This window comes from Pseudomonas sp. G5(2012) (assembly GCF_000408945.1).
Classification (GTDB): Bacteria; Pseudomonadota; Gammaproteobacteria; order Pseudomonadales; family Pseudomonadaceae; genus Aquipseudomonas; species Aquipseudomonas umsongensis.
In genome coordinates, this window is the sequence record NZ_APIO01000001.1 from 149,269 (window position 1) to 171,454 (window position 22,186).

Consider the following 22,186-nt stretch of genomic DNA (forward strand, 5'->3'; position numbering starts at 1 on the left):
TCCTCATGGTGCTGGTTTGGCTCGCAGCGCACTGTGCAGGCCATTGCTACCCATCAGTGGTAAATAAAAAGGCTTTGGCGAAAGGATTAGGGAGCAGCATCGCCAAGGCCAAAAACAATTACTTCGCCATCGGCTCGATAAGTTTGGAAACCACCGGTGCGTGCCACTGCTCCAGGGCATCAATCAGGGCGCCGGGGTCTTCGTTGAACATCAGCATCTGGCTGTGTTCGACCTTCATGAAGCCTTCCTTCACCGCATGATCGAACAGGCTGCGCACCGGGTTGAAGAACCCTGCCGTATTCAGGCACGCCACGCCCTTGTGGTGTTCGCCTACCTGTGTCAGCGTGGCCGCTTCAAACAATTCTTCCAATGTTCCCAGCCCGCCGGGCAAGGCAATGAAAGCGTCGGCGTAGTCGCTCATTCGGGTCTTGCGGCTGCGCATGTCCTGGGTCACTTCATGATGGGTGAGCCCGGCGTGGGAATGACCGCGTTCATGCAGCAACAGGGTGATGATGCCGACGACTTCGCCACCTTCAGCCAATGCAGCATCCGCCACCACGCCCATCAAGCCTTTTTGGGTGCCGCCGTAGACCAGGCGAATGCCGCGCCGGGCGATTTCCCGGCCTAGGGCCTGAGCGCCCTCCGCATACTCCGGGTTGAAGCCGAAATTGGTACCGCAGAAAACCGCGAGGCTGCGCAGGGGAGTGGGCATGGAGACTCCAGACTGGTGAGAACAAGCCGTGCAGCCTAGCGGACCCGGCCATAGGGCGAAAGAGCCAAGAACTAGCTTGCGGATCAGGCCATGAGCGCATCCAAGATGCGTTTTCCAAAGACCTCGGCGACGGCCTCCGATTCGATATTGGCAAAGCCCAGCAGCAGGCCGGGGCCAGTCTGGCCTTCAATATTCCAGTCGTTCAAGGCTTCTGCATAAATGCCGGCCTGTGCCAGGCGTTCCACGCACAGGCGGTCTGACTGTTGAGCGTTCAGGCGCAGGATCAAGTGCATCCCGCCCGGTTGGGCATCAATCGAAATATGCTCGCCCAATGCTTTGCGCAGCCCCCTGGCCGTGGCTTCCCGACGTTCACCGTAGAGTTTTCGCATCCGCTGGATATGCCGCGCAAAATGCCCCTCAGTCATAAACGTCGCGACGATCGCCTGGGTCAGTTCCGGGCAACCGCCTAGGAAGGTCTGGCTCACGTGTTCGAAGCGTTCCACTTGAGCCGCAGGCACCACCAGATAGGCGAGGCGGATGCCGGGAAATAACACCTTGCTGAAGGTCCCGGCATAGAGCACCCGGCCGTCGCGGTCCAGGCTCTTGAGGGCCGGCAGTGGGCGGCTGACGTAACGGTATTCGCCGTCGTAGTCGTCCTCGATGATCCAGGCTTGCTGACGGCTGGCCCAATCCAGCAGTTCCAGGCGCCTGGGCAAGGACAGCGAAACACACAGCGGGCTTTGATGGGCCGGCGTGACCACCACAGCGCGGGCGCCTTTACTCTGTTGCACGGCGTGGGATACCTGCATGCCGTCCTGGTCCACGGGTATCGGTATGGCGTTGATATTCAGGTAATCCAGCAACGGCCGAGTGAACAGGTAGCCCGGGTCTTCCACTAGCACCCGATCGCCCGGTTCCAGCAGTGCGTGGGCGATCAGCCCCAGCGAGTTGCGGTAGCCCGAGGTGACGAAGACTTGTGCAGGCGAGCAGTGGATACCCCGGGCAACCTGCAGGTAGCTGGCAATCGCCGTGCGCAGCGAGTGCAGGCCGAAGATGCAGGGGTTGGCCATGTCGGCGACCTGTGTGGCCCGTACGCAACGCGCGGCGATTTTCGACCAGATCTTGCGCGGGAACGCATCCAGTGCCGGCAACCCCATTTGAAACGGCAAAACGGCCGCCTTGTGCCGGACGGCGTTGTGCTCGCTGGCCGTCATGGGGCGTACCGGCAGGCTGGCCTTGATCCCTTCAGCCACCACGGTGCCGGCTTGGCCACGGGCCTGGATATAACCTTCGGCCGCCAGCAGCGAATACGCCGTGTCGATGGTGCCCCTGGCCAGCCCAAGCTCTTTGGCCAGGGCCCGGGCCGCGGGTATGCGTTGGCCCGGCTTGAGCAAACCGTCGGCAATCGCGCTGCGGAAGCGCCAGTAAAGTTGCCGGTAAATCGGCTCAGTGGCGCCGGCGTCCAGCGGTGAAAAGGCCTTAATCGAGGTGCTCATCCGGCGACGGGTCCTGTTTAGGTTGCAAAGTAGTCGTGCAGCGCCTGGTCGGTTTGGAGGCGCGTCTGGGCCAGTGTTTCCGGGCGTGAAGCAGTGCCTTCAACGGTGAAGAAGGTCACGTCGTGCAGCCCGATCATGCCGAGTATGGTTTTCAGGTACGGTGTTAAAAAGTCCGGCTGGTGGGCACGCTCCCCGGAAAACCGCCCGCCCGAGGCGATTGCGACGAACACCGGCCGGTCCTGCAACATACCTATCTTGCCCTGGGCCGAGATATCGAAGGTGCGGCGCACCCGCGCAATGTGATCGAGCCATAGCTTGAGCGCCGCGGGTACCGTGTAGTTATGCATGGGCGTAGCGATCACCACAACATCGGCCAGCTCCAACTCGCGAACAAGCCGCTCGGACTGGGCCATAGAACCGTCGGACGAGACATCCACGAGGGACTGCTGGGATGTTGCATAAGGCTCGTCCACTGGCGCCAGGGCGTTGCCGGCGATGAGGCGTTGGGTCACCTCGGCAGCTGGGTGCCGCTGGCGCAGGCTTTCGATGATCTTGTAGGAGAGCGCGTTGCTCTCCGACGCTTGCCCGCGAGGGCTGGCACTAACATGGAGGATATTCATGGTGCGCTGCTTCCTGGATGGATGGCCCCCAGCCTACTAATCCCATGATCCATTCCAGAGAGCCAAGAATAAAGATTTCGACTAGACCATAACGACGCATTCATGGTCTAGCACTCAAGCCAGATCATGGATCTTTCGGGCTAGGCCATGGCGCTCCAAGATGGTGGTCTCATCCAACCGCTACAGGATTTAACCATGACAACGCGTCTCGACTACTCCAAAGCTTCCCCTGAAGGTTACAAGGCGTTCGGCGGGGTTTACGTCTACCTGCAGAATAGCGGCCTGTCCAAGGAACTGATCGACCTGGTCTACCTGCGGGTTTCGCAAATCAACGGGTGTGCCTTTTGCATCGACATGCACTCGCGAGACTTGCTCAAGCAAGGCCTGGCCGTGGACAAATTGACGCTGGTGCCCGTATGGCATGACGCTGGCGCGGTCTTCACCCTCCGTGAGCGTGTGGCGCTGGCCTTTGCCGAAGCGGTCACCGCCAGTGATGTTTCGGACGCTGACTACGCTGCAGCTGCAGCCGAGTTCAGTGTCAAGGAACTGGCCGATCTCACTTATGGCATTGCCTTGATGAATGCCTTCAATCGATTGGGCATCACCTTCCGAACCGCTCCAGCGGCGGCTGCCAAGGCTTAAGCCGAAGCAGGTTCGTGGTGGCGAGGAGGCTTGGCCCCTCGCCACACCTACTGTATTTCTCGAGGGTCACTCTATGGCATGGCTACTTCTCGGCTTGGCCGGCATTCTTGAAATTGCCTTCGCGTTCTCGATGAAGGCCTCGGATGGCTTCACCCGATTCACCCCCGGATTGCTCACCGTCGTGACCGGCGTCTTCAGCGTGATCCTGCTGTCCATCTCCCTGCGCACGCTTCCGGTGGGCAGCGCCTACGCTGTCTGGACCGGAATCGGCGCCGCCGGTACCGCTATCATTGGCATGGCGTTGCTGGGGGACTCCACCGCGCCGTTACGGATTCTGTGCATTATGCTGATACTGGCAGGCGTGATCGGCCTCAAACTGGTTACGGCCAATTAGTGCCTCGTCGATAGTGAGCAGGTATTTATTAGAGATTGCCCTTTAATATTTCTGCTCACTCTTTATCATCCGCCCCATCACTCCGGCCATGGAGACGCTGCATTTACTGAGCCAGTCGTAATGCACATTCGATAAATACTGGGGTTGGCCCTGATCATGTTGTCTATGTACGGCTTCGCCAGCTTTATGAGGGACGAAGAGGCGCTCTTCACGCTGTCTTCGAAGGCCAACGACGCGAATACCTCCCACGTCTATATTGACGTCGAGTCCTACCAGGGTGTGCCGAAAAATGCCGCTGTGGTCGAGGTTCCTCCAGCGCGGGAGATGTTGCGGCCACGGCTGTAAACAGTCTTTTCCGACACTGGCTTTTTTGTCGGCCCTCCTTGTATTAATTCCAGAAGGGCTAGGTCATTACCACCTGCGCCTGAAAGTCTGCAGTCATCCATCGGGTGACTGCGAATTGGCCCGGGCGTATAGCGGCGGTTTTAACTTTAACATTAGCCTGTGGCTTCGTATTGACTCGTACACGATGAGCCTGGTGTTCGTGGACGCCCACGGCCAGACGATGAGCAGTGGCTCCCACCGTTAGTCGATCAACATCTGGATGATCCCGTTTATCTCCAACACTCCGTGAGACGTGGTGAGTAATACCTTCCCCCGCCAGATCAATGCCTTAATTAAGAAAATGATAGACGGCAATAACCTGAAGAGCTGAAAGAGCTTAAAAGCTGCCAGGGCAGGGTGACCCGTCCTTGCTACCTTGGCCTTACTCAGCCGCTTGAATAAACTGCGGGTCGCTGTGTGACGTACAACGACTCGGGGATTTCCACTCATAGGTTTGTAGGGATTAGCTGCATTCGGGATCGCAATGAATCCGAAGAGCAGGACACAGTGTGATTCACTTTCTTGGTACGCGTATTAAACCATGTCGTTCCCCTTGAACAGCATGATCCGAGCTGCCAGCGTGCCGTTGCCGTTGCCGTTGCCCTTCAGCAAGAGCGGCTTTTGGCCAGAAGCGAACCCGCCATCTACGTCCGCTATTGGCCGATTCTGTTGAAAAAGTAGCTCCCCTGTCTGGCCTGCGGCAAAATCTCTGCATTGGCCAGCAGGGAAGCACGCAGCATGATGGGACAGCTACCGAGTGGGCAGGAACGGCTGTTTTACTCGTTCAACCTTGAAGATCACATCCCCGCCAATCACCTTCTGCGTAGCATTGATCGGTGTCTCGATCTGAGCGACTTGCGCCATTACCTCGCCGATTTTTACAGCCCGATTGGGCGTCCGTCGATTGATCCCGAACTGATGATCCGCATGCTGATCGTGGGCTATTGCTACGGCATTCGCTCAGAGCGTCGGCTGTGCGAAGAGGCCCATTTGAACCTGGCGTATCGCTGGTTCTGCAGGTTGAGCCTTGAAGATGAAGTCCCCAACCACTCGACCTTTTCCAAAAATAGACACGGCCGTTTTCGGGACAGCGATCTGTTTCGCTGGCTGTTCAATGAAGTGCTGCGTCGTTGCATGGACGCCGGCCTGGTCAAGGGCGAAGGCTTTGCCGTGGACGCCAGCATCATCAAAGCGGATGCGAGTCGACAGCGCGGTGTACCGGGTGATGAACAGGTCAACTGGAGCGATCCAGCCCTGAGCACCCGCGCTGTGCGCGAGTACCTTGAAGCCCTCGATGAAGAAGCTCTGGCCGAAACGCTACCGAAGCGCCTATCGCTGACTGATCCTCAAGCCCGCTGGACCGCTGCTCCAGGTGGCCCAGCATTCTACGCTTACTCTACGAATTATCTGATCGATACCGAGCACGGCGTGATCATGGATGTGGAACCCACACCGGCTCATCGAACCGCAGAAGTCGAGAGCACCAAGACGATGATCGATCGGGTCGAAGCGCAGTTCGACATCAAGCCGGAACGCTTGATTGGCGACACCGCTTACGGTACCGCGCCGATGCTGGCCTGGATGGTAGAGGAAAAGGACATCGAGCCGCATGTGCCGGTGTGGGACAAAACCGAGCGTAAGAACGACAGTTTTTCGAGCAACGATTTCCACTGGAATGAAGAGGCTGAGGAATACCGCTGTCCGGCCGGCAATGCATTACGTAGCGAATGGCGAGCCTTCAAGAACGAGCGTTCGCACGTCACCAAAGCCAACACCATCATCTTCCGATCCAGGCAGACCGACTGCGCGACGTGTCCGATGAAAGCCAAGTGCTGCCCGAACACTGCGTTTCGCAAGATCGCCCGCAGCGTCCATGAAGCTGCTCGTGATGTGGCTCGGCGCATCGCAGCGACACCTGCGTACGTGCGCTCTCGCCACGAACGTAAGAAGGTCGAAATGTTGTTTGCCCACCTCAAGCGCATCCTGAAATTGGATCGCTTGCGACTACGTGGCATGAGTGGCGCGACCGATGAGTTTACGCTGGCGGCCGCGGTACAGAACCTGCGGCGTCTGGCCAAACTTGCATCTCAAGGGCCACCTGCTACGGGATAGGTGCGCCTGCACGAAGCAAAAAACCTCAAACTAACCCAATAACAGAGCAGCAAAGGTCAACGAAGGGCCGAGAAACCACTCAATGTGGTGAGTAGGTTCTCCGCTAAAGGCCGTGCCTGAGTTCAGGCGAGCTGAAAATCCGACTTTTTCAACAGAATCGGCCGCTTGCTGCCCTTGGCGACAGTCAGGAAACGGCCCAAGAGTGATCTGTTCCCTGTTTTCCGGGCGACCGTTCTCCATGCCTGGCACAACTAACGCTGACATCGAGTGGGCCTATACTTTTAGCATCGGCGCACTCGATGTGACATGCAATCGTCTTTGATTATTGAGGTGACGCTTCGAGCGATCGTTCACGCAGGCCACCGCCTGCCTTCATCGTAGGGAGGAAAATCATGGCGCGTAAATACATCGACTGCCGCGAGTTTCCGAGCGATTCCCAATGCTCAGTCGCACTGTCCGCAGACTCTGAAAGCGAACTGCTCGAGGCCGCCGCACAGCATGCCGTCAGTGTTCACAAGCACACCGACTCACCGGAACTGCGTGCTCAACTGAAAACGATGTTTCACGATGGCACCCCGCCTGTTGAAGCACCGCGTCCCGCTTAGTATTCAGGGGCATCAGGGATGGATTTGTCATCCATAAGCACCTGCGGGGCCCATTTTCGATGAGCTCCGCAGGCCTGACGGTCACTTCAGCCCCCACGTCCAAAGGTTCGCCACCCTTAGGTATGGGTCGACTGCAGCCCTTCGCAAGCAGGCAGCAATCGAACCCTTTGCGGACGGTCGCTGCTATCACCGCCGCATCAATGCTTTCACACCGCCTCCTATTTTCTCCAGCGATAAACGTCTTCACTAAGAGGGCGATTTTTTGGGCGCCGCCATTCATTCAGTACCCCCGCTTCTGCCGTTTCAAACTCGGTCCGTGACTCTCCTTTCCAACAAAAAATAGGCGGCTCGTGCCACTTTAAAACTTCATCCTCGCCGTCTTGCGAAATTTTCAGATTCGCGACGCGGCGCCCATACAAAAACGGATTTTGCCCACAGGTAATTCGTTCATGGGGCACCCCGTTTATCGGCTGCGGGTACTGGGCACGTACGATCATTTCTTTTGGACGGTTAGCGTAGAACGCCATTGACCTGGCATCGCACGTGGCACGGAGGTAAAGAAATTCCATAAACTCTGCCACTGAGCGTTCTGACCGCCGGCCGCTAAGTATGGCCGCGACTTTTTCGTAGGGCTCTGGCCGCACATCCAGCCTCTCCCAGGTGACTAGCCATGGGCTCATGTCGATTATGCTGCCATGCAGGAAGGTATAATGAGGTGACGTGGTCAAACATACGCCACTCAGTTCAAGAGTATAAGTCAAACTATTCGGAGAGCTCTCGCGAAATGAACTTGTGGCCGATGCCAACACCCTGGCCCTTAGCTGGGCCTTGAGTAGTAAGCGGGACTACGCGGTCTTTCGCGTTGGCATTGCTACCGACTGGCGCCTGCGGAGAAACAGCACCCCCTCCGGTAGAAGCAGCAAGCTTGCCAACCCCGCGAACAACGCAAACTCCGTAAACCCTCCACCGGCAACCCTCGACTTTGCAGTAGCGAGTGGATACTTACCCTGTTCCAACTCCCCCCCCGCCCTGCCTCACTGACAACTTCCCAGGTGAGTCGCACAGTGCCCTGTATCTCCCCCCGGAATATGCAGCGCGCATTATCAACTGGCAGGTTGAGCGTTTGGCAGATCCCCGGCGGGATACCGACAATGGTTCCATCGTCAATTACAACCGCAGCCGAAAAACGCGTGGAAATGCCCAAAAAGCCACGAACCATACCCACACAATGAAACCCCAAAACCTGATGCTGCCCACTGAAAACACCTTCCGAAAGTTCAGGTGAGCATTCTCGCACCCGAGGAGGAAAACGACAGATCTGATCAGCCCCAAGCGCATGGCCCATCGGTACCAACCGCAGAAGGGGGCATTGAAGTTGCAGTTTTGAGAATGCATGGAAGATCTGGATCAGAAACGGGCGACGCGCCCTCCTCTGACCTGGAAGCGGTGTTTACAGCATGAGTTCTTTCCCAAAAAAATTCCCGACCATCGATTTTTCGACCCAATACGGACTCGCTCTCGACGACTCAGATAGCTGGATCATCGTCGACCTTTTTGCAGGCGGCGGAGGCGCCTCGACCGGGTTGGAAATGGGTTTGAACAGGCCGGTGACGCTTTGCGTTAATCACAATCCAACGGCCATCTCGATGCATGCTGCAAATCACCCACACGCTGAGCACTATCAAACGGATGTATGGGGCGTTGATCCCGTTAACGCATGCCGCGGCCGAACGGTAGGATGGGCCCACTTCAGTCCAGACTGTACCCACCACTCCCAAGCGGCCGGTGGTCAGTCGCGTAAGAAGGAAATCCGAGATCTTGGCTGGGTCCTCATCAAATGGGCCGGCAAGGTCAGACCGGTGACGATCAGCATGGAAAATGTTCGTAAGATGCAGCTATGGAGCCCATTGGTTGCAAAGCGCTGCGCTAAATCCGGCCGCGTCATCAAACTGGATGGGAGCATTGCCAATCCCGGCGAGCACGTTCCACGGCACGAACAGTTTCTGGTGCCCGACAAAGGTAAGCTCACCGGCAATGCGCTCCATCGTCGCAAGCAACGTCGTAAGTACAAACGTCACGGCAGTCCGGTTAATCGCACTTGGGACCATTTCGTCGCAAGCCTTCGCCGGCTGGGATACGACGTCGCATGGCGCGTTTCGCGAGCCTGTGACGATGGAGCCCCGACAACTCGGGAACGCCTCTTTCTGATGGCGCGACGTGACGGTCATCCAATTGAGTGGCCGGAGGCGAGCCATGCGGCCGAGCCCAAAAAGGGGCAACTGCCATACCGCACTGCTGCGGAGTGCATCGACTGGAACGATCTGGGTCCGAGTATCTGGGCCCGTACCCGACCGTTGGTTAAGACCACAAATGTGCGTGTCGCCACAGGCATCGAGAAGTTTGTCCTTAACGGACGACCATTCATTGTCCCAGTCACTCACCAAGGGGCGGTTCGCCTGCACAGCATCGACGAGCCAATGCGCACAGTCACCGGCGCCAACCGTGGTGAACTGATGCTGGGCACTCCGATAGTGGCGCCATTCATCTCCGAACACGCCAACGCCACACACCAGCGAAACATGCCGGCCAACAGCCCACTGCGGACTATATGCGCGCAGGTCAAAGGAGGGCATTTCTCGGTTGTGGCCCCCATCATTGTTCAGGCCAACGGTGGCAAGAACACGACACCCGCACACAGCGCATTGGCGCCCTTTAGCACCATCACCAGCGCAGGCAGCCAACAGCAATTGGCCACCGCATCCCTGATGCAACTTGCATCTGACCTCGGCCTCCGAATCACAGAGGATCAAATGACCGGCGCTCTTCGAGTTGCCGACTTTATGCTGGAGCACGGTAAGGCGTCGAACCTCCCCACTCGGCCAACCGTCACGGAGAAGCTTGCGCTGGTAACGATTGATGTTGATGGCACCAAGTACCTGATGGTCGACATCTGCCTGCGAATGCTCAAACCGCGTGAGCTTTACCGCGCCCAGGCGTTCCCCGAAAACTACATTATCGATCGAGGCCACGATGGGCGAGAGTTGAATAAAACTCAGCAGAGCCATCTGGTTGGGAACTCTGTGAGCCCCGTGCAACGACAAGTTCCATTAAAACTTGAAACGGAATCATCAAAAACTGAAACGCCCCGCAGTTTTTTACGCACTCCTACAGTTGAAGTTCACGACTTCGCACAGCAACTAGGATGATTGAAGCAAGCGTAAGACTCTCGGAGTTCGGCCTCTACGATCTTGCACCGAGACGAGAGCCTATATCTAACGCCTAAGACAGCCATGAGTTGCTCGCAGTATAAAAATTAAAAATTTCTAAACTTAAAACTCACCTGTAGTAGAAACTATTAATAAAAAAGGCCCTCGAAGGGCCCTTTCTGTATCAAACGAATATCCCTTAGCCAGCCAAGACTCTACAGTCGCGGTACGGTGTTGTACTTTCTATTCCCTCAGCGTTTTAAAGTTGCCGCCTTTGGTTTCAACGACTTCGCCGGTGTGTGGATTCTTGTATACCTTTACCTGATGCAGCTTACAGCTGTCGGTTTTGGACTCAACGCATGGAGTGCGACGGCCCGCCTGCGGGGCAAGTAGGTTGATCATGTCTTTCAGGCTGTAACCATACTCGGCGAGCAAGGCGCGAAGCTTCATTTCAAATTCGTTTTCTTTCTTGAGGCCGAGCTTGGAGCTGCTCGACCAGATGTTTTTCGAGCTGACAGATTTCTGCAAGACGCTGGACACGAATGCACGATCCATAACCGATGCGATTATGCGGCTGCGCCAGACATTATCTAATACCCGATACTCCTCTTTCATGAACGAGTCCCGATTTCAGGCGGGAAAAATGGTTTTTTTGGAGAGTGGGGAATTGCACTGACTTGACCACCTGAAGGCAAAAATCTGACCAGCCATTTGCATCGGACTTGACCAGCATGCTTCGTAACAATAAATGCCGCTCAATGGCGTCTATCAAACCAGGGGCAATTCATTGAGGCCTACTCAGTTCCTTTGTGTTGGCCCCGCAGCTGGTATTACTAAGTTATCGAACATCGTTGGCGAAACTGCCGCCCCCGGAGCTGCCCACCAGGCATTCGATAGTCTTGAAGGTTTCCATAGGCACCAATATAAGTTTTTGGTTTACGTAGCCTATTGCATTTACTGCCTACCTTCCCTTCAGTGGTCAGTAGAAAATAAAATGGGGCCATTTGTTTCTGTAATGAAGTTCGAACCAGCAGAATGTAGCTGCCAATCTCACCATTGAACCAATGAACCAATGAACCAATGAACCAATGAACCAATGATCAGATTGGCAACTTATTCTTCCATATGTGCCCCCTTGGCGAAGACCGACATGCACACTACTTATATCTATGCTTACACCCGATCTATGGTGAGCTGCCTGGCTTGCGCGCAAAAACGTGGTCGATTACGCAAACGAGGCTTGCAAAAGTCCGACTAAAAAGAGCTGGAGAAAGTTCTGGTTGATGAAGCTTTCAGTATAAATAGGTAGCACCCATCCGAGGACGCCTGCTGGGCGATACTTTGCGATCAAACGGATGACTGTGGTGCTACCCTCATCCTCTCGAAAAGAACATCGCCCTTCAAGCGAAAGCGAGTCAGCAATTTCTGACGACTTCCAGGTTAAAAAGTGACGCTTGCTTGTTGATTCTTAATGATTTCATGCGGCCCGGAATCTAAAAATAAGAAAATTAGCGCACAATATGTTGTGCCACTAACTATTCCAGTTAAATTTATAACCTGAAAATTCCGACAGAAACTTCCAAATCCCTTCCTAAGCTGGACAACTCTCGGATTGACCGGTTATTGCTTGCAGATGCCGCAGCGGATTGATCCGCCAGTTGGCGAACACAGGATATATTTTTATGTATTTCCTCCACCGCGGTTCCCTGTTCCTCAGCGGCCAAGGCAATCTGCTGATTCATAGTTTGAATGTCGGCAACTGATACGCTAATTTCAAGCAGTAGCGATCGAACCTCTTTCGCCCTTTTAACCACTTCAAGCGTTCGCTCGTTTCCTTGCATTACCAATTTTGAAGCGTTGGTGCTTCCCTGCTGCAAGATGCTTACGAGCCCCTCGATTTCGGTAGTAGATTGTTGAGTACGCATCGCTAATGTTCTCACCTCGTCTGCTACAACGGCAAATCCACGACCTTGCTCTCCAGCCCGCGCTGCTTCTATCGCCGCGTTTAGTGCTAACAGATTCGTTTGGGTTGCGATTGCGTTAATGACATTAACTATTTGTCCAATTTTTTCGCTATCCTGTTTTACTTGCTCCATCGCGAGATTTAATTGCTGCATTTCTTGCACCAACAGCTCTACCTGATAAACCGTTTCACTTACAACGATTTCTCCCGATCGTGCCTTTGTGTCTGAACTCGCGGCGGTGCCTGCAGCTATTTCCGTGCTTCGGGCAATCTCTTGCACGGTCATCACAAGCTGATTTATCGCGCTAGCTACTTGTTCAACTTCTATACGTTGCTTCTCAATATTCAGCCGCTCACGATCGCTATCACCTAGCAAGTTGTCGGAGGCAAGAATTAGCGTACGAGTACTCTTATCGATACTATTCACTAATTCTCGGAGCCCATAAGACATTTTCTGAGTTGCGCGTTGCAATTGGCCAATTTCATCACGCCGAGTCGTGGCTGAAACATTTTTTAAGTTTCCTGCTGCAATATCTTCAGCGATCGCCACGGTACGTTTGAGCGGCGGAACAATCTGCCGTGAAATAACCCATACCGCGAAAGCGCTACCAATTATTGCCATAAGGGTTGCCAGACTGAGGAGCAAGTAGAGGCCAAAAACGACCTGTTTCTGACGCTCTCGAACTTCGGTGGAGATATTCATCAAAACACGATCAATTTTACTGAAAATCGCAGAGTAATTTCGCTCGATCTTTGCATCGGCAATGTTCAATACATTGCCATCGTCGGAGGATAAAAGAGAATAGACCTCTGCGAAAGGTCCGCCAAACTCCCGACCGTCAAGTGCAGCAACCCCATCTTTAAGGTTATTTTCTGCTAATCGAAGTGCAGCAACTGTTTTGTCGCTATGTTCTATAGTTGCGACCAGGTATGCAGACTCCAGTTTTCCTGTTAATTTTGAAATCGAACTCGCCTTCCATTCTTGGTCCATGAGAAGTGAAAGCATATAAGTTCCTGACAAACCTGAGACAGTAACCACCATACCGATCGAGATAGCTGCAGAGAACCCAATTGTAAGTTTTGCCTGAACACCTAAATTTGCTAGAAAACCAGTATTCGCGCTCATTTATCCACCCAACAAAGCCTATTTTTATTATTAGTTAAAATGACGCACCAAACATCAAGTAACGCAGACCATCAACTTGATTGATCGCCTGCGCTGGTGTTAAATCAGATATCAAGAACGAGAGTTGGCGATTTTGAACGAGAGCAGCAGGGGGTAAACTGATCGTTAGCTGCCTGCTCATCTTTTGTGAGGAACATATCTCGATGATCAGGCGTTCCTTCCAAGACGCGAGTTAGGCAAGTTCCACATACACCTTGCTCGCAGGATACTGGAATTTCAATACCGTGTCGTTCCAATACTTGTAGCACTGTTTGATCAGCCGGAACTTCATAAGATTCACCTGTACTTCCGATCCTGACAGTGAAACTCCCATCATTTGACGTATCCACCGGTGCAGCACTGAAATACTCTCGGTGAAGATGATCGTCAGCCCAGCCCTGTGCTTTTCCGGTGTCCAAGACATGCTGCATAAAACCGCCGGGGCCGCACACGTACAAATGCGTACCCGGTTGTGGATCGGCTAACACGTTTGCAGTTTTCAACGTCGTTTCGGGCTCTTCATCGAAGTGAAAGAACACGCGATCAGCAAACGGGGAGGCCTTTATTCGCTGCGTAAATGCGGCTCGTTCACTAGAGCGTGCGCAATAATGAAGTTCGAAATCCATGCCTGTATGGGACAAACGCTCTGCCATACAAAGTATTGGAGTAATTCCGATACCACCCGCGAATAGCAGGCTGCGGTGTGCTGCTGGCTCTAATGGGAATAGATTTTTCGGCTCACTTATAGTCAATCGATGGCCAACTTGAATTTGCTCATGCAACGCTTTAGATCCGCCGCGAGAAGCTGGGTCCTTGAGGACTCCAATCAAGTAACGATGAATCTCCTCAGGATGATTGCAGAGCGAATATTGTCTAACTATTCCGTCTGATAAGTGCACGTCAATATGAGCACCCGCACTAAAGTATGGTAATGATGCACCATCGGCGCTTGCCAACTCGAAGCTACAGATATCCAAAGCTTCCTGAGTGCGAGAAACAACAATAACGTCAATCATGGCGAACTCCGTGCATCATTTAGCCACAGCAATTATGGCAGCATTATGGGCTTGCTCAGCCGCAATCAGACGGTCTAGGATTTTTCGGGACTGTACGCCGCCTGCATCAATATTGAGCTTGAGCAGATTGCGTTGTGGGTGCTTGAGCAGATTTTGTTGCTGCTGCTCTAGCATTTCTAAATCTTCGCTAAAAATCTTGCCTTGGCCTTCTTGGATCGTCGCAGTCAGAGCTTCATCTTTTGGATTGAAATTGCGCGCCATACCCCAGAAATACCAGATTGATGTCTCGGTTTCAGGTGTAATGAAGTCAACCACAATGCTACCGGCTTTAAACTGTGGGTCTGCGTGGTACCCACCTTTACCCGCATGCGCCACTCCAACCTCAATCAAAACGTGGCTTGGCGGAGTGAAACGACAAATCTGCCAACGATCTACTGGCACATCGTCAGCCAAGTTGTTACCCCGCAACGCCATACGCCAAAACGGGGGGGCCATTATGTTTTCCATGTGCCGTTCAGTAACTACCTCATCATTGTTTACTGTTGTAACCGGCGGCGCTTCGTCAATCTCCTTCTGACCAATGCTGGAAGCGTGGACGTACGTTTCATGGGTCAAGTCCATTAAATTGTCAATCATCAACCGGTAATCGCAAGCGATGTGAAATAGACCCCCGCCGTAGGCCCACTCATCGCTCACGGCCCATTCCAGATGATGGATCAATGCAGGATCTGCTTGTTGTTGATCACCAGGCCAGACCCATATAAAGCCGTAACGCTCTTCAACTGCATATGTTTTGTTGCAAGGAAAGCCACGAACACGCTGTCCTGGCATTTCGACAGTCTTACCGTCACATCCCATCACCAATCCGTGATAGCCACAAACCAAATTGCCATTTTCGACATACCCGAGTGATAGAGGTGCTCCTCGGTGGGGACAGAAGTCCTCCACAGCTGCCACATGCCCTTCGATTCCGCGGTAGAAAACTATTTTCTCACCGCAAATTTGTCGACCCAAAGGTTTATCCGCAATTTCATCAGGGGTGCATGCGACATACCAAGTATTTTTCGGATACATGACTAACTCCACACCAATTGTATTTTTTTGTTTTTCAATAAGCCCAGAACACAACTAGCATATTCCGGGGGTTGCCCTATTGCTGGCTTAGCTACTTAGCTACTTAGCGATTGAGCGGTTCGCTGCATATTCGTCGTTCTAACGACTTCCGCGGGCGCCGTCTCGCCAGGCTCTAAATCTCGTACAAAAAGACGTCGCGGAAGCAGGAAGTACGCAAGAGCAGGAAGCAGGATGAGAGAGCCGAGCATATTGACGATGAACATGAACGCTAAGAGTATCCCCATATCAGCCTGGAATTTTATTGGAGAGAAAGCCCAGGTCACTACAGCTATTGCCAGGGTAATACCAGTCAGCAATACAACCTTCCCGGTAAATAGAAGCGCACTGTAATACGCCTGAGATAAAGTGTCACCAGCACGCATTCTGGCCATAATCACGCTCAGAATGTAGAGCGCATAATCGATCCCGATCCCCACCCCGAGAGCGATAACCGGTAGCGTCGCAACTTTTACGCCCATCCCTAGGCCAACCATTAATGCCTCACACAATATCGAGGTCAGCGCTAAAGGAAGAACTGCCACAACCACCGCACGCCAAGACTTAAAAGTTACCCAGCATAGAACGATTACTGCGCCATAAACCAAGAGCAACATTTCACGCATCGACTGCTTAACCACAATATTGGTCGCAGCCTCAATACCAGCGCTTCCAGCTGCTAACAGAAATTTGGCATCAGCACCTCTGTGTTCGGCGATGAATGCTTCCGTAGTTTCAACAACACGGCTCAACGTATCGGCCTTGTGATCAGCCAGATAGACATACAAAGAAAGTAACGAGCAGCCTTGATTGAACAGTTCTCGTGGGGCCCGCCCCTGGACAGTACCGAGTGCACTGTCGTTCGGGATTAGTTCGTACCATTTGAAACTGCCTTCATTATAACCAGAGGTGGCAATTTTGCTCATGGTTGCCATGGAGTTAGTTGACTCTACTCCAGGCAGTTTCTCTAACCGCGCAGCTAATGCATCTACTGCTGACAAGGTCGAGTAGTGTGTGCACTGATCTTCTCCGGTCTGCACCATGATCAGGAAAATGTCCGAGCTGGCGGCATAGTTGCTGTTCATGAACGCAGCATCCTTGTTGTAGCGCGAATCGGGACGTAACTCCGGCGCTCCGGGATCCAGGTCACCTACTTTTAAGTGGAGGCTGATCGCAAAACCGGCCACCGCTAGCAGCAGGCAGGCCGCACAGGCCGTCGTCGCCCAACCACGTTGAGTGAACAAGTCGAGTAGTCGCCACAAAGGGTGTTTGCTTTGAGCGTTTGACTCATCGCCTTCAGAACGTAGGCTTCGGGCGGCAGCCTTGGCGCTAACACCGAAATAGCTAAGTAAAATCGGCAACAAGATCAGGTTGGTGAAAATCAGCACGGCAACGCCGATACTGGCCGTGATCGCCAAGTCCTGGATGACTCGAATTTGAATCACCATTAGCACAGCAAAGCCTACTGCGTCACACAACAGCGCAGTCATCCCGGCTGCAAACAACCGGCGAAAGGTGTAGCGCGCAGCCACTACCCGGTTGGTACCACGACCAATGTCCTGCATGATGCCATTCATTTTCTGAGCGCCATGGCTCATACCGATGGCAAACACAAGAAACGGTACCAAAATCGAATATGGGTCCAACTCAAAACCGAGGGTCGCCAATAGCCCCAATTGCCAAAGCACCGCAATCAGCGAGCAGGTCACCACTACGGCCGTGCTGCGAATACAGCGTGTGTACCACAGCAGAATCGCAATGGTAATTGCCACTGCCGCGAGGAAGAACATCATAATCTGGCTCAGGCCTTCAATGAGATCTCCGAGGATCTTGGTGAAGCCGGTAATGTGGATCTCGATATCCTGGCTCTGATACTTATGCCTCAAGGTTTCAAGCTGTTCAGACAATTGCCCGTAGTCCAGCGGCTTGCCAGTTTCGGGGTTGTTTTCGAGCAGGGGCACGAAAATCACACTGGACTTGAAGTTGCCAGCTACGAGTTGACCGATCTCACCGGAGCGAGCCACGTTGCTTCGAATCTGCGCAAGACTCTGCGTCGAGCCGTCATAACCAGCAGGGATCACTGTGTCGCCTTCCAGCCCCTCCTCAGTGACGGCCATCCAGCGCGTGCTGGGGGTCCACAGGGATTTCATATAGGGCTTATCGACGCCTGGAAACAGGTATACCTCGTCATTGATCCGCGCCAGGGTGTCGAGGTAATCCTTGTCGAAAATGCTTTCTTTTTTTGTCGTCACGGCAATTCGTATTGAGTTGCCGAGTCCACTTAGGTCATTACGGTGCTGCAAGAAATTACTTACATAAGGATGCGCGGTGGGAATGGTTTTTTCAAAGCTAGCATTCAAGCCAATGCCAAGCGCCTTATATCCTAGGACTAGGGTCACCAGCAGGCACAACATGACTACGAGAGGTCGATGATTAAAGATCGCTCGTTCAGCACGACTGCCCGATTGACGGTCGAAGTCTGCAAGGTGGCGTACGACCTGTTGCGGTTCGACGGCTTTATAATTATTCACGTTAAACTCCGAACATCTGGCTCTTACCTATCATCGTGCGCTGGCTGAGGCACCAAGGCCTTCACGCACCAACCCATTTAGGCCTGCAATAACTACCTCGCCTGCCGGGCTCATCGCCACAGCGGCCGTCGATACACCCCGCGCCTCAGGAACGGGCTTGAATTGCGGGCTTCCTGGAGCATTGACCAGCAGGTCACCTGTCTGGGTCGCCAACAACAGCGAGCCATCGGCCAGCGCCGTAGCTGAAGAGAACGCGCTGTCCAAAGTCGTTTCAATGCGCTGCCAACTGTTGCCCTGATCTGCAGACCAGAACGCGGTACCGCGCAATCCATAAGCCACAAGTTCCCCATGGAGACTGGCAACGATCCCGAAGAGGCTGCCGTCATAGGGGAAATCGATGGGCTGGAAGCTATTGCCGTTATCGCGACTGCGGAGCAGTAAGCCCCGTTCTCCGGCGATATAGAGTGAACCACCACTCTGCAACAGGCTGTTGAGGTGATACGCCTGCGGGTTGGCGATGGCTTGCGACCAGGGCGTCCAAGTCTTGCCGCCATCGTAAGTTCTGAGGAACAGGTTATAGGCGCCCACGACAAACCCGTTCTGGCTGTCGCTGAAGAACACATCCAGCAGTGGTTTATCCGCCCCATCTTCCACCAGACGTTGAGCGTCTTTGAGCAATCTTTCGCGTACAGCCTCGGCACTGCCTTGAGCCTGAGAGAGGTACAGCTGCCCTATCTGCATACCGTCCAGTTGTTTTTCCCAAGTCTGACCAGCATCTTGGGTGTGCAAGACCACTCCCAGATGGCCAACCGCCCACCCTTGTTGTTGGTCAATAAATTGCACCGCAGTCAGGGCCACATTGGCCGGCACCGAAGCTTGAACCCAAGAATGCCCACTGTCGTCGGATAGAAGAATTTGGCCGCGCTCACCTACCGCAACCAACCGCTCACCGGCACGAGTGATACTTAACATCACCCCTTGGCTGGCGCGCGGGTTGATAATGGATGGCTGGTCCAGCACCGGCGGCCGTAACGCCTGTGCCATGGCATCCTCCCCCATGTACAGGGCTGCCAGCAGCATAAAAGTTGACCACCCTAGTTGAATCTTCATCGTGCTCTCACCTCCCTAACTGTTCAGGACCCGGGAGGCTCGAGACGAGTCCGCCCGGTTTACAATGCATCAGCGCGAACTTTCGTTGGCCATGGCATCAGGGGTGAAAACAGACGATGGTTGACGCGCCGTGCGCTCATAGTGTTTTGGCGTGTCGTTGGACGACAGTCCATGCACATAGGCGCCGGTATCGATGTTGTAGATGCCCCACATGAACTGCGTTGTCAGTGCTGGCAAGTCACCTGCCAGGTAAGGTAAGGACCAGGACTGACGAATCAGCTTACCTTGCGCGTCGTAGCCATCGATCAGTACGATCTGCCAGGTATCTTCATCAACGTAGTAGGTACGGCGGGGTACCACGTGGCGTTGTCCTGCCTTGAGAGTGGCTTCTACCACCCATACACGGTGTTTTTCCCAACGCACATGATCAGGATTAAGAAAGTTCGGGGTAACCAGTTCGTCGCTAGGGACCAATACCGACTTGTTCGAGTTATAGGGGATATACAGCTCTTTTTTACCCACCAGTTTCAGATCGTGTTTATCGGTGGGACCAAACAGCATAAAGGCTTCGTCGAAGTAACTAACTCCTGAAGTCACGAAGTTTGGTGTGTCGTAAGCAATGTTAGGTAAACGCCGTACTCGCCGCTGGCCTACAAGATACTGCCAGCTGGCACGTTTGGACTGGGTAGTGTTGTAGTAAATCATCAACCCCTCACCATTTTTAGATGCTGGCAGTTCGGTAATGATCTTGCCTTGATAATAGTTACCGTCGAATTTCTCAGCGCTACCTTCTTGGAAGTAATACGGGTATTGGAAGAAATAAGGCGTGCGCGTGGCCAAGACCTTTTTTCCGCCGGCAGTCATTAACCAAGTGTCGAATGAGCTGGCAAAAGAATCACCGCCGTTCCACGACAGCCTGTGATTCCACAGAACCTCCATACCGTTTTTTGGAATCGGAAACGGTATCCCTCCAAATACGCCGCTGACGTCTTCAGTGGCAGTATCGAGTTTTCCGCTAGTAGCGTTTTTCAAGGTATTGTCATACACCCACTGAGGTGCAGCAGCTGTACGGTGTGTGGGATAAACGTCCAACCGATAGTTTGGGTATTTTTGCAACATGATCTTAGTGCCCTCGGCAAGCTTGTCCGAGTACTCGGCAAGGTTCTTGCCACTGATGGACACTACTGGCTTTTCAGAGGCAAAAGGATCTGCTCTCTTGTCACCTTGCTTATAGCCAGCGGGGGTCTGTGTATAGCCACCGGTCCAAGCCGGAATACTTCCGTCAGAGTTACCAGCCTTCTGAGCGCCAAAGGGCGTCAGGTCGTTTTTAAGATGCGCCGCTTCTTCAGGACTCACGGCGGCCATGACAACTGGTGTGCTGAAGAGGAACAAGGCAATCAGCGACATCTTCAGGGGATTGTTATTGATCATTTTTATACCCTCTTACTCAGAATGTTTTCTTCACGTAGGCAGAAACGAAGTCACGGTCGGCCAGGCTCTGGCCATAAGTAAAGATTGCGTTGTTGTCGAGCAAAGGGTCTTTACGCCCAAAAAAATTGACGTAGTTGACACCAAACTCTAGATCCTGCAGGTAGGTGGCCTTGACCCCAACACTCCAATCGCCACCATGCTCAACTCCGAAGCCGGCTTGATTAACCGCGGAGGAACGACCATCCAAACCAATTCCCAGACCAATCGGTACCGTGAGGTCAATACCGTCCATAACCTGGAAATACGCCGGCTGCATTAACACGCGGAAAGCAGTGGCATCACGAGTGGTATTTGGATCCTGTGCTTCAGGGTTATCAGTCACGCTCAACGTACGATTCCAAGCCAGCTCTGCCAATACAGTGCCGCCATCCCATAATGCGTTCTGCCCCAACAGGTAAATGGTCGACAGATTGACGTGCGCGGTTCGACCTTTGGCATATAGGGCGTGATCATCGTTGTCGGCATTTATGCCCGGGCTTACCACCTGCAGGCTGCTAACTAGTGGTGCATCCCAGCGAATCGATGCTTCACTGGCAAAGTTAAAGTCACCGTAAGACGTCGATGCACTAATACCGAAGGTTTTAATGTTCTCGGCATAGACTTGGTTATACGAACCGAATACTGGTGCCACCCCACCCGGGGTGACCACAGCACCGGTCAGATTTGCATAGACATTGCTGGGGGTCTTGTCGTGGTACTGGGCGGCGTACACACCGAACTCGTAGTCAGTTCCCTCTGGCTTGTAGCGTAACTGAGCGCCTCCTTGACCCGAATCCCGTGCATGGATATCGCCTCCATTGACAGTGGTACCCGTCAATGACTGCGCATCGCCTGAGCCATGGCCAATAATGTCAAAGGTGCTCAAATAGCTACCGGCACCCGGAATATTAGAGCGCTCCCACTCGAACTGGTAATAGGCGCCTACGGACAATTGCGGGTTGATCTGGAATTGTCCGGATATCTGATTTACTGGGCGAAGAATTTCCTTGAACTGGGTGCCCGGAACGCTCAACAGTTTGACTACGTCAATTGGACCTTGAGCGTTGGCGATACCATTGCCCCCGAAAAACAGGCTTTCTCCGTAGATTAGGCTATGCCGACCGAGACGTACCGTGGCTTGACTGTTATCACCGACCTCTCCGCGGGCGTAGACAAATGCGTCGAGTAATTCGGCATCGCGACCATGCAGTTCCCGCGTGTCGTCGAGAAAGTGGCGTTGGTCGCTGCTATCAGTGCTTTTGTTGTAAACATCGTCATACCAAGTAGCGCCACTAACTCGCATGCCATAATTTTTTTGGCTGACATCTAACTCGGAAAACACGTCAAGACGATTGGAAACAAGGCCACGGTCAAAATTGTTATCGCCTTGGCTTTGAATATTTGGGTACAAACCGCCAAGTGTAGGCGAGTCGGTCAATGCTGAATCTTGTTTGCCGACTCGGTACGCCATGCTGTATTTGAGAGTGTTATCCCAACGTACTTTCCAATCGCTATCAGTTTTAATCTCCATGGCTTGAACCATGGTGGCCGGTAAGGCAGTCGCGACAGCGGCGCATAAAGCACTCAATGTGAATGCTGTATTACGTAAAACGCAGACGTGGCGATGCATAATATTTTTCATCTCATTAT

General features: G+C 53.4%; 15 protein-coding genes and 1 pseudogene. 5 read left to right on the plus strand and 11 right to left on the minus strand.

The window, feature by feature from the left end:
- Nucleotides 1-118: 118 nt before the first annotated feature.
- The 3 genes from PG5_RS00715 to PG5_RS00725 form a co-directional block, all read right to left on the minus strand.
- A complete protein-coding gene (locus PG5_RS00715; protein WP_020795166.1) occupies nt 119-712 on the minus strand; it encodes a TIGR00730 family Rossman fold protein in 594 nt (197 codons plus the stop codon).
- A gap of 83 nt (nt 713-795) precedes the next feature.
- Nucleotides 796-2,208, minus strand: coding sequence for a PLP-dependent aminotransferase family protein (locus PG5_RS00720; RefSeq protein WP_020795167.1), 1,413 nt, complete (start codon nt 2,206-2,208; stop codon nt 796-798).
- A gap of 17 nt (nt 2,209-2,225) precedes the next feature.
- Complete coding sequence (locus tag PG5_RS00725; RefSeq protein WP_020795168.1) at nt 2,226-2,828, minus strand: FMN-dependent NADH-azoreductase; 603 nt, start codon at nt 2,826-2,828, stop codon at nt 2,226-2,228.
- 195 nt (nt 2,829-3,023) lie between these two features.
- Here PG5_RS00725 and PG5_RS00730 point away from each other — a divergent pair, with 195 nt between their 5' ends.
- The 5 genes from PG5_RS00730 to PG5_RS00760 all read left to right on the plus strand — a co-directional run bounded on the left by PG5_RS00730 (nt 3,024) and on the right by PG5_RS00760 (nt 10,171).
- Entirely contained in the window at nt 3,024-3,470 is a 447-nt protein-coding gene (locus PG5_RS00730) for a carboxymuconolactone decarboxylase family protein (RefSeq protein WP_020795169.1), read from the plus strand.
- A gap of 73 nt (nt 3,471-3,543) precedes the next feature.
- A complete protein-coding gene (locus PG5_RS00735; RefSeq protein WP_042955101.1) occupies nt 3,544-3,864 on the plus strand; it encodes a multidrug efflux SMR transporter in 321 nt (106 codons plus the stop codon).
- A 1,122-nt stretch (nt 3,865-4,986) separates the two neighbouring features.
- Nucleotides 4,987-6,360 (plus strand): IS1182 family transposase, encoded by a 1,374-nt coding sequence (locus PG5_RS00745; RefSeq protein WP_020795172.1) that lies wholly within the window; start codon nt 4,987-4,989, stop codon nt 6,358-6,360.
- Between the two features lie 392 nt (nt 6,361-6,752).
- On the plus strand, nt 6,753-6,965 hold the full coding sequence (locus PG5_RS00750; protein WP_020795174.1) for a DUF1059 domain-containing protein: 213 nt from the start codon (nt 6,753-6,755) through the stop codon (nt 6,963-6,965).
- A gap of 1,457 nt (nt 6,966-8,422) precedes the next feature.
- Nucleotides 8,423-10,171: a DNA cytosine methyltransferase gene (locus PG5_RS00760; RefSeq protein WP_020795175.1), complete on the plus strand. Its 1,749-nt coding sequence runs from the start codon at nt 8,423-8,425 to the stop codon at nt 10,169-10,171.
- 243 nt (nt 10,172-10,414) lie between these two features.
- Here the strand turns inward: PG5_RS00760 and PG5_RS00765 are convergent.
- The 8 genes and pseudogenes from PG5_RS00765 to PG5_RS00795 all read right to left on the minus strand — a co-directional run bounded on the left by PG5_RS00765 (nt 10,415) and on the right by PG5_RS00795 (nt 22,166).
- Nucleotides 10,415-10,715: pseudogene (locus PG5_RS00765) on the minus strand (histone-like nucleoid-structuring protein, MvaT/MvaU family).
- Between the two features lie 1,006 nt (nt 10,716-11,721).
- The gene (locus tag PG5_RS00770) at nt 11,722-13,260 is read right to left on the minus strand and encodes a methyl-accepting chemotaxis protein (protein WP_020795177.1); all 1,539 of its coding nucleotides are present in this window, start codon (nt 13,258-13,260) and stop codon (nt 11,722-11,724) included.
- 104 nt (nt 13,261-13,364) lie between these two features.
- Entirely contained in the window at nt 13,365-14,315 is a 951-nt protein-coding gene (locus tag PG5_RS33055) for a PDR/VanB family oxidoreductase (RefSeq protein ID WP_081648116.1), read from the minus strand.
- A 15-nt stretch (nt 14,316-14,330) separates the two neighbouring features.
- Nucleotides 14,331-15,389, minus strand: a complete 1,059-nt coding sequence (locus PG5_RS00775) for an aromatic ring-hydroxylating dioxygenase subunit alpha (protein WP_020795179.1) — start codon at nt 15,387-15,389, stop codon at nt 14,331-14,333.
- Between the two features lie 95 nt (nt 15,390-15,484).
- Nucleotides 15,485-17,956, minus strand: coding sequence for an RND family transporter (locus tag PG5_RS00780; protein ID WP_052024655.1), 2,472 nt, complete (start codon nt 17,954-17,956; stop codon nt 15,485-15,487).
- A 30-nt stretch (nt 17,957-17,986) separates the two neighbouring features.
- A complete protein-coding gene (locus PG5_RS00785) occupies nt 17,987-19,066 on the minus strand; it encodes a YCF48-related protein (RefSeq protein WP_155943684.1) in 1,080 nt (359 codons plus the stop codon).
- A gap of 69 nt (nt 19,067-19,135) precedes the next feature.
- Nucleotides 19,136-20,497, minus strand: a complete 1,362-nt coding sequence (locus tag PG5_RS00790) for a DUF1329 domain-containing protein (protein ID WP_020795182.1) — start codon at nt 20,495-20,497, stop codon at nt 19,136-19,138.
- Between the two features lie 16 nt (nt 20,498-20,513).
- Nucleotides 20,514-22,166, minus strand: coding sequence for a DUF1302 domain-containing protein (locus PG5_RS00795; protein ID WP_052024666.1), 1,653 nt, complete (start codon nt 22,164-22,166; stop codon nt 20,514-20,516).
- Nucleotides 22,167-22,186 lie beyond the last annotated feature (20 nt).

Bases quoted from the DNA above. Each gene is read 5' to 3' on its own strand.
- PG5_RS00715 (WP_020795166.1), bottom strand. From the start codon at position 712: ATGCCCACTCCCCTGCGCAGCCTCGCGGTTTTCTGCGGTACCAATTTC.
- PG5_RS00720 (WP_020795167.1), bottom strand. From the start codon at position 2,208: ATGAGCACCTCGATTAAGGCCTTTTCACCGCTGGACGCCGGCGCCACT.
- PG5_RS00725 (WP_020795168.1), bottom strand. From the start codon at position 2,828: ATGAATATCCTCCATGTTAGTGCCAGCCCTCGCGGGCAAGCGTCGGAG.
- PG5_RS00730 (WP_020795169.1), top strand. From the start codon at position 3,024: ATGACAACGCGTCTCGACTACTCCAAAGCTTCCCCTGAAGGTTACAAG.
- PG5_RS00735 (WP_042955101.1), top strand. From the start codon at position 3,544: ATGGCATGGCTACTTCTCGGCTTGGCCGGCATTCTTGAAATTGCCTTC.
- PG5_RS00745 (WP_020795172.1), top strand. From the start codon at position 4,987: ATGATGGGACAGCTACCGAGTGGGCAGGAACGGCTGTTTTACTCGTTC.
- PG5_RS00750 (WP_020795174.1), top strand. From the start codon at position 6,753: ATGGCGCGTAAATACATCGACTGCCGCGAGTTTCCGAGCGATTCCCAA.
- PG5_RS00760 (WP_020795175.1), top strand. From the start codon at position 8,423: ATGAGTTCTTTCCCAAAAAAATTCCCGACCATCGATTTTTCGACCCAA.
- PG5_RS00770 (WP_020795177.1), bottom strand. From the start codon at position 13,260: ATGAGCGCGAATACTGGTTTTCTAGCAAATTTAGGTGTTCAGGCAAAA.
- PG5_RS33055 (WP_081648116.1), bottom strand. From the start codon at position 14,315: ATGATTGACGTTATTGTTGTTTCTCGCACTCAGGAAGCTTTGGATATC.
- PG5_RS00775 (WP_020795179.1), bottom strand. From the start codon at position 15,389: ATGTATCCGAAAAATACTTGGTATGTCGCATGCACCCCTGATGAAATT.
- PG5_RS00785 (WP_155943684.1), bottom strand. From the start codon at position 19,066: ATGAAGATTCAACTAGGGTGGTCAACTTTTATGCTGCTGGCAGCCCTG.
- PG5_RS00790 (WP_020795182.1), bottom strand. From the start codon at position 20,497: ATGATCAATAACAATCCCCTGAAGATGTCGCTGATTGCCTTGTTCCTC.
- PG5_RS00795 (WP_052024666.1), bottom strand. From the start codon at position 22,166: ATGCATCGCCACGTCTGCGTTTTACGTAATACAGCATTCACATTGAGT.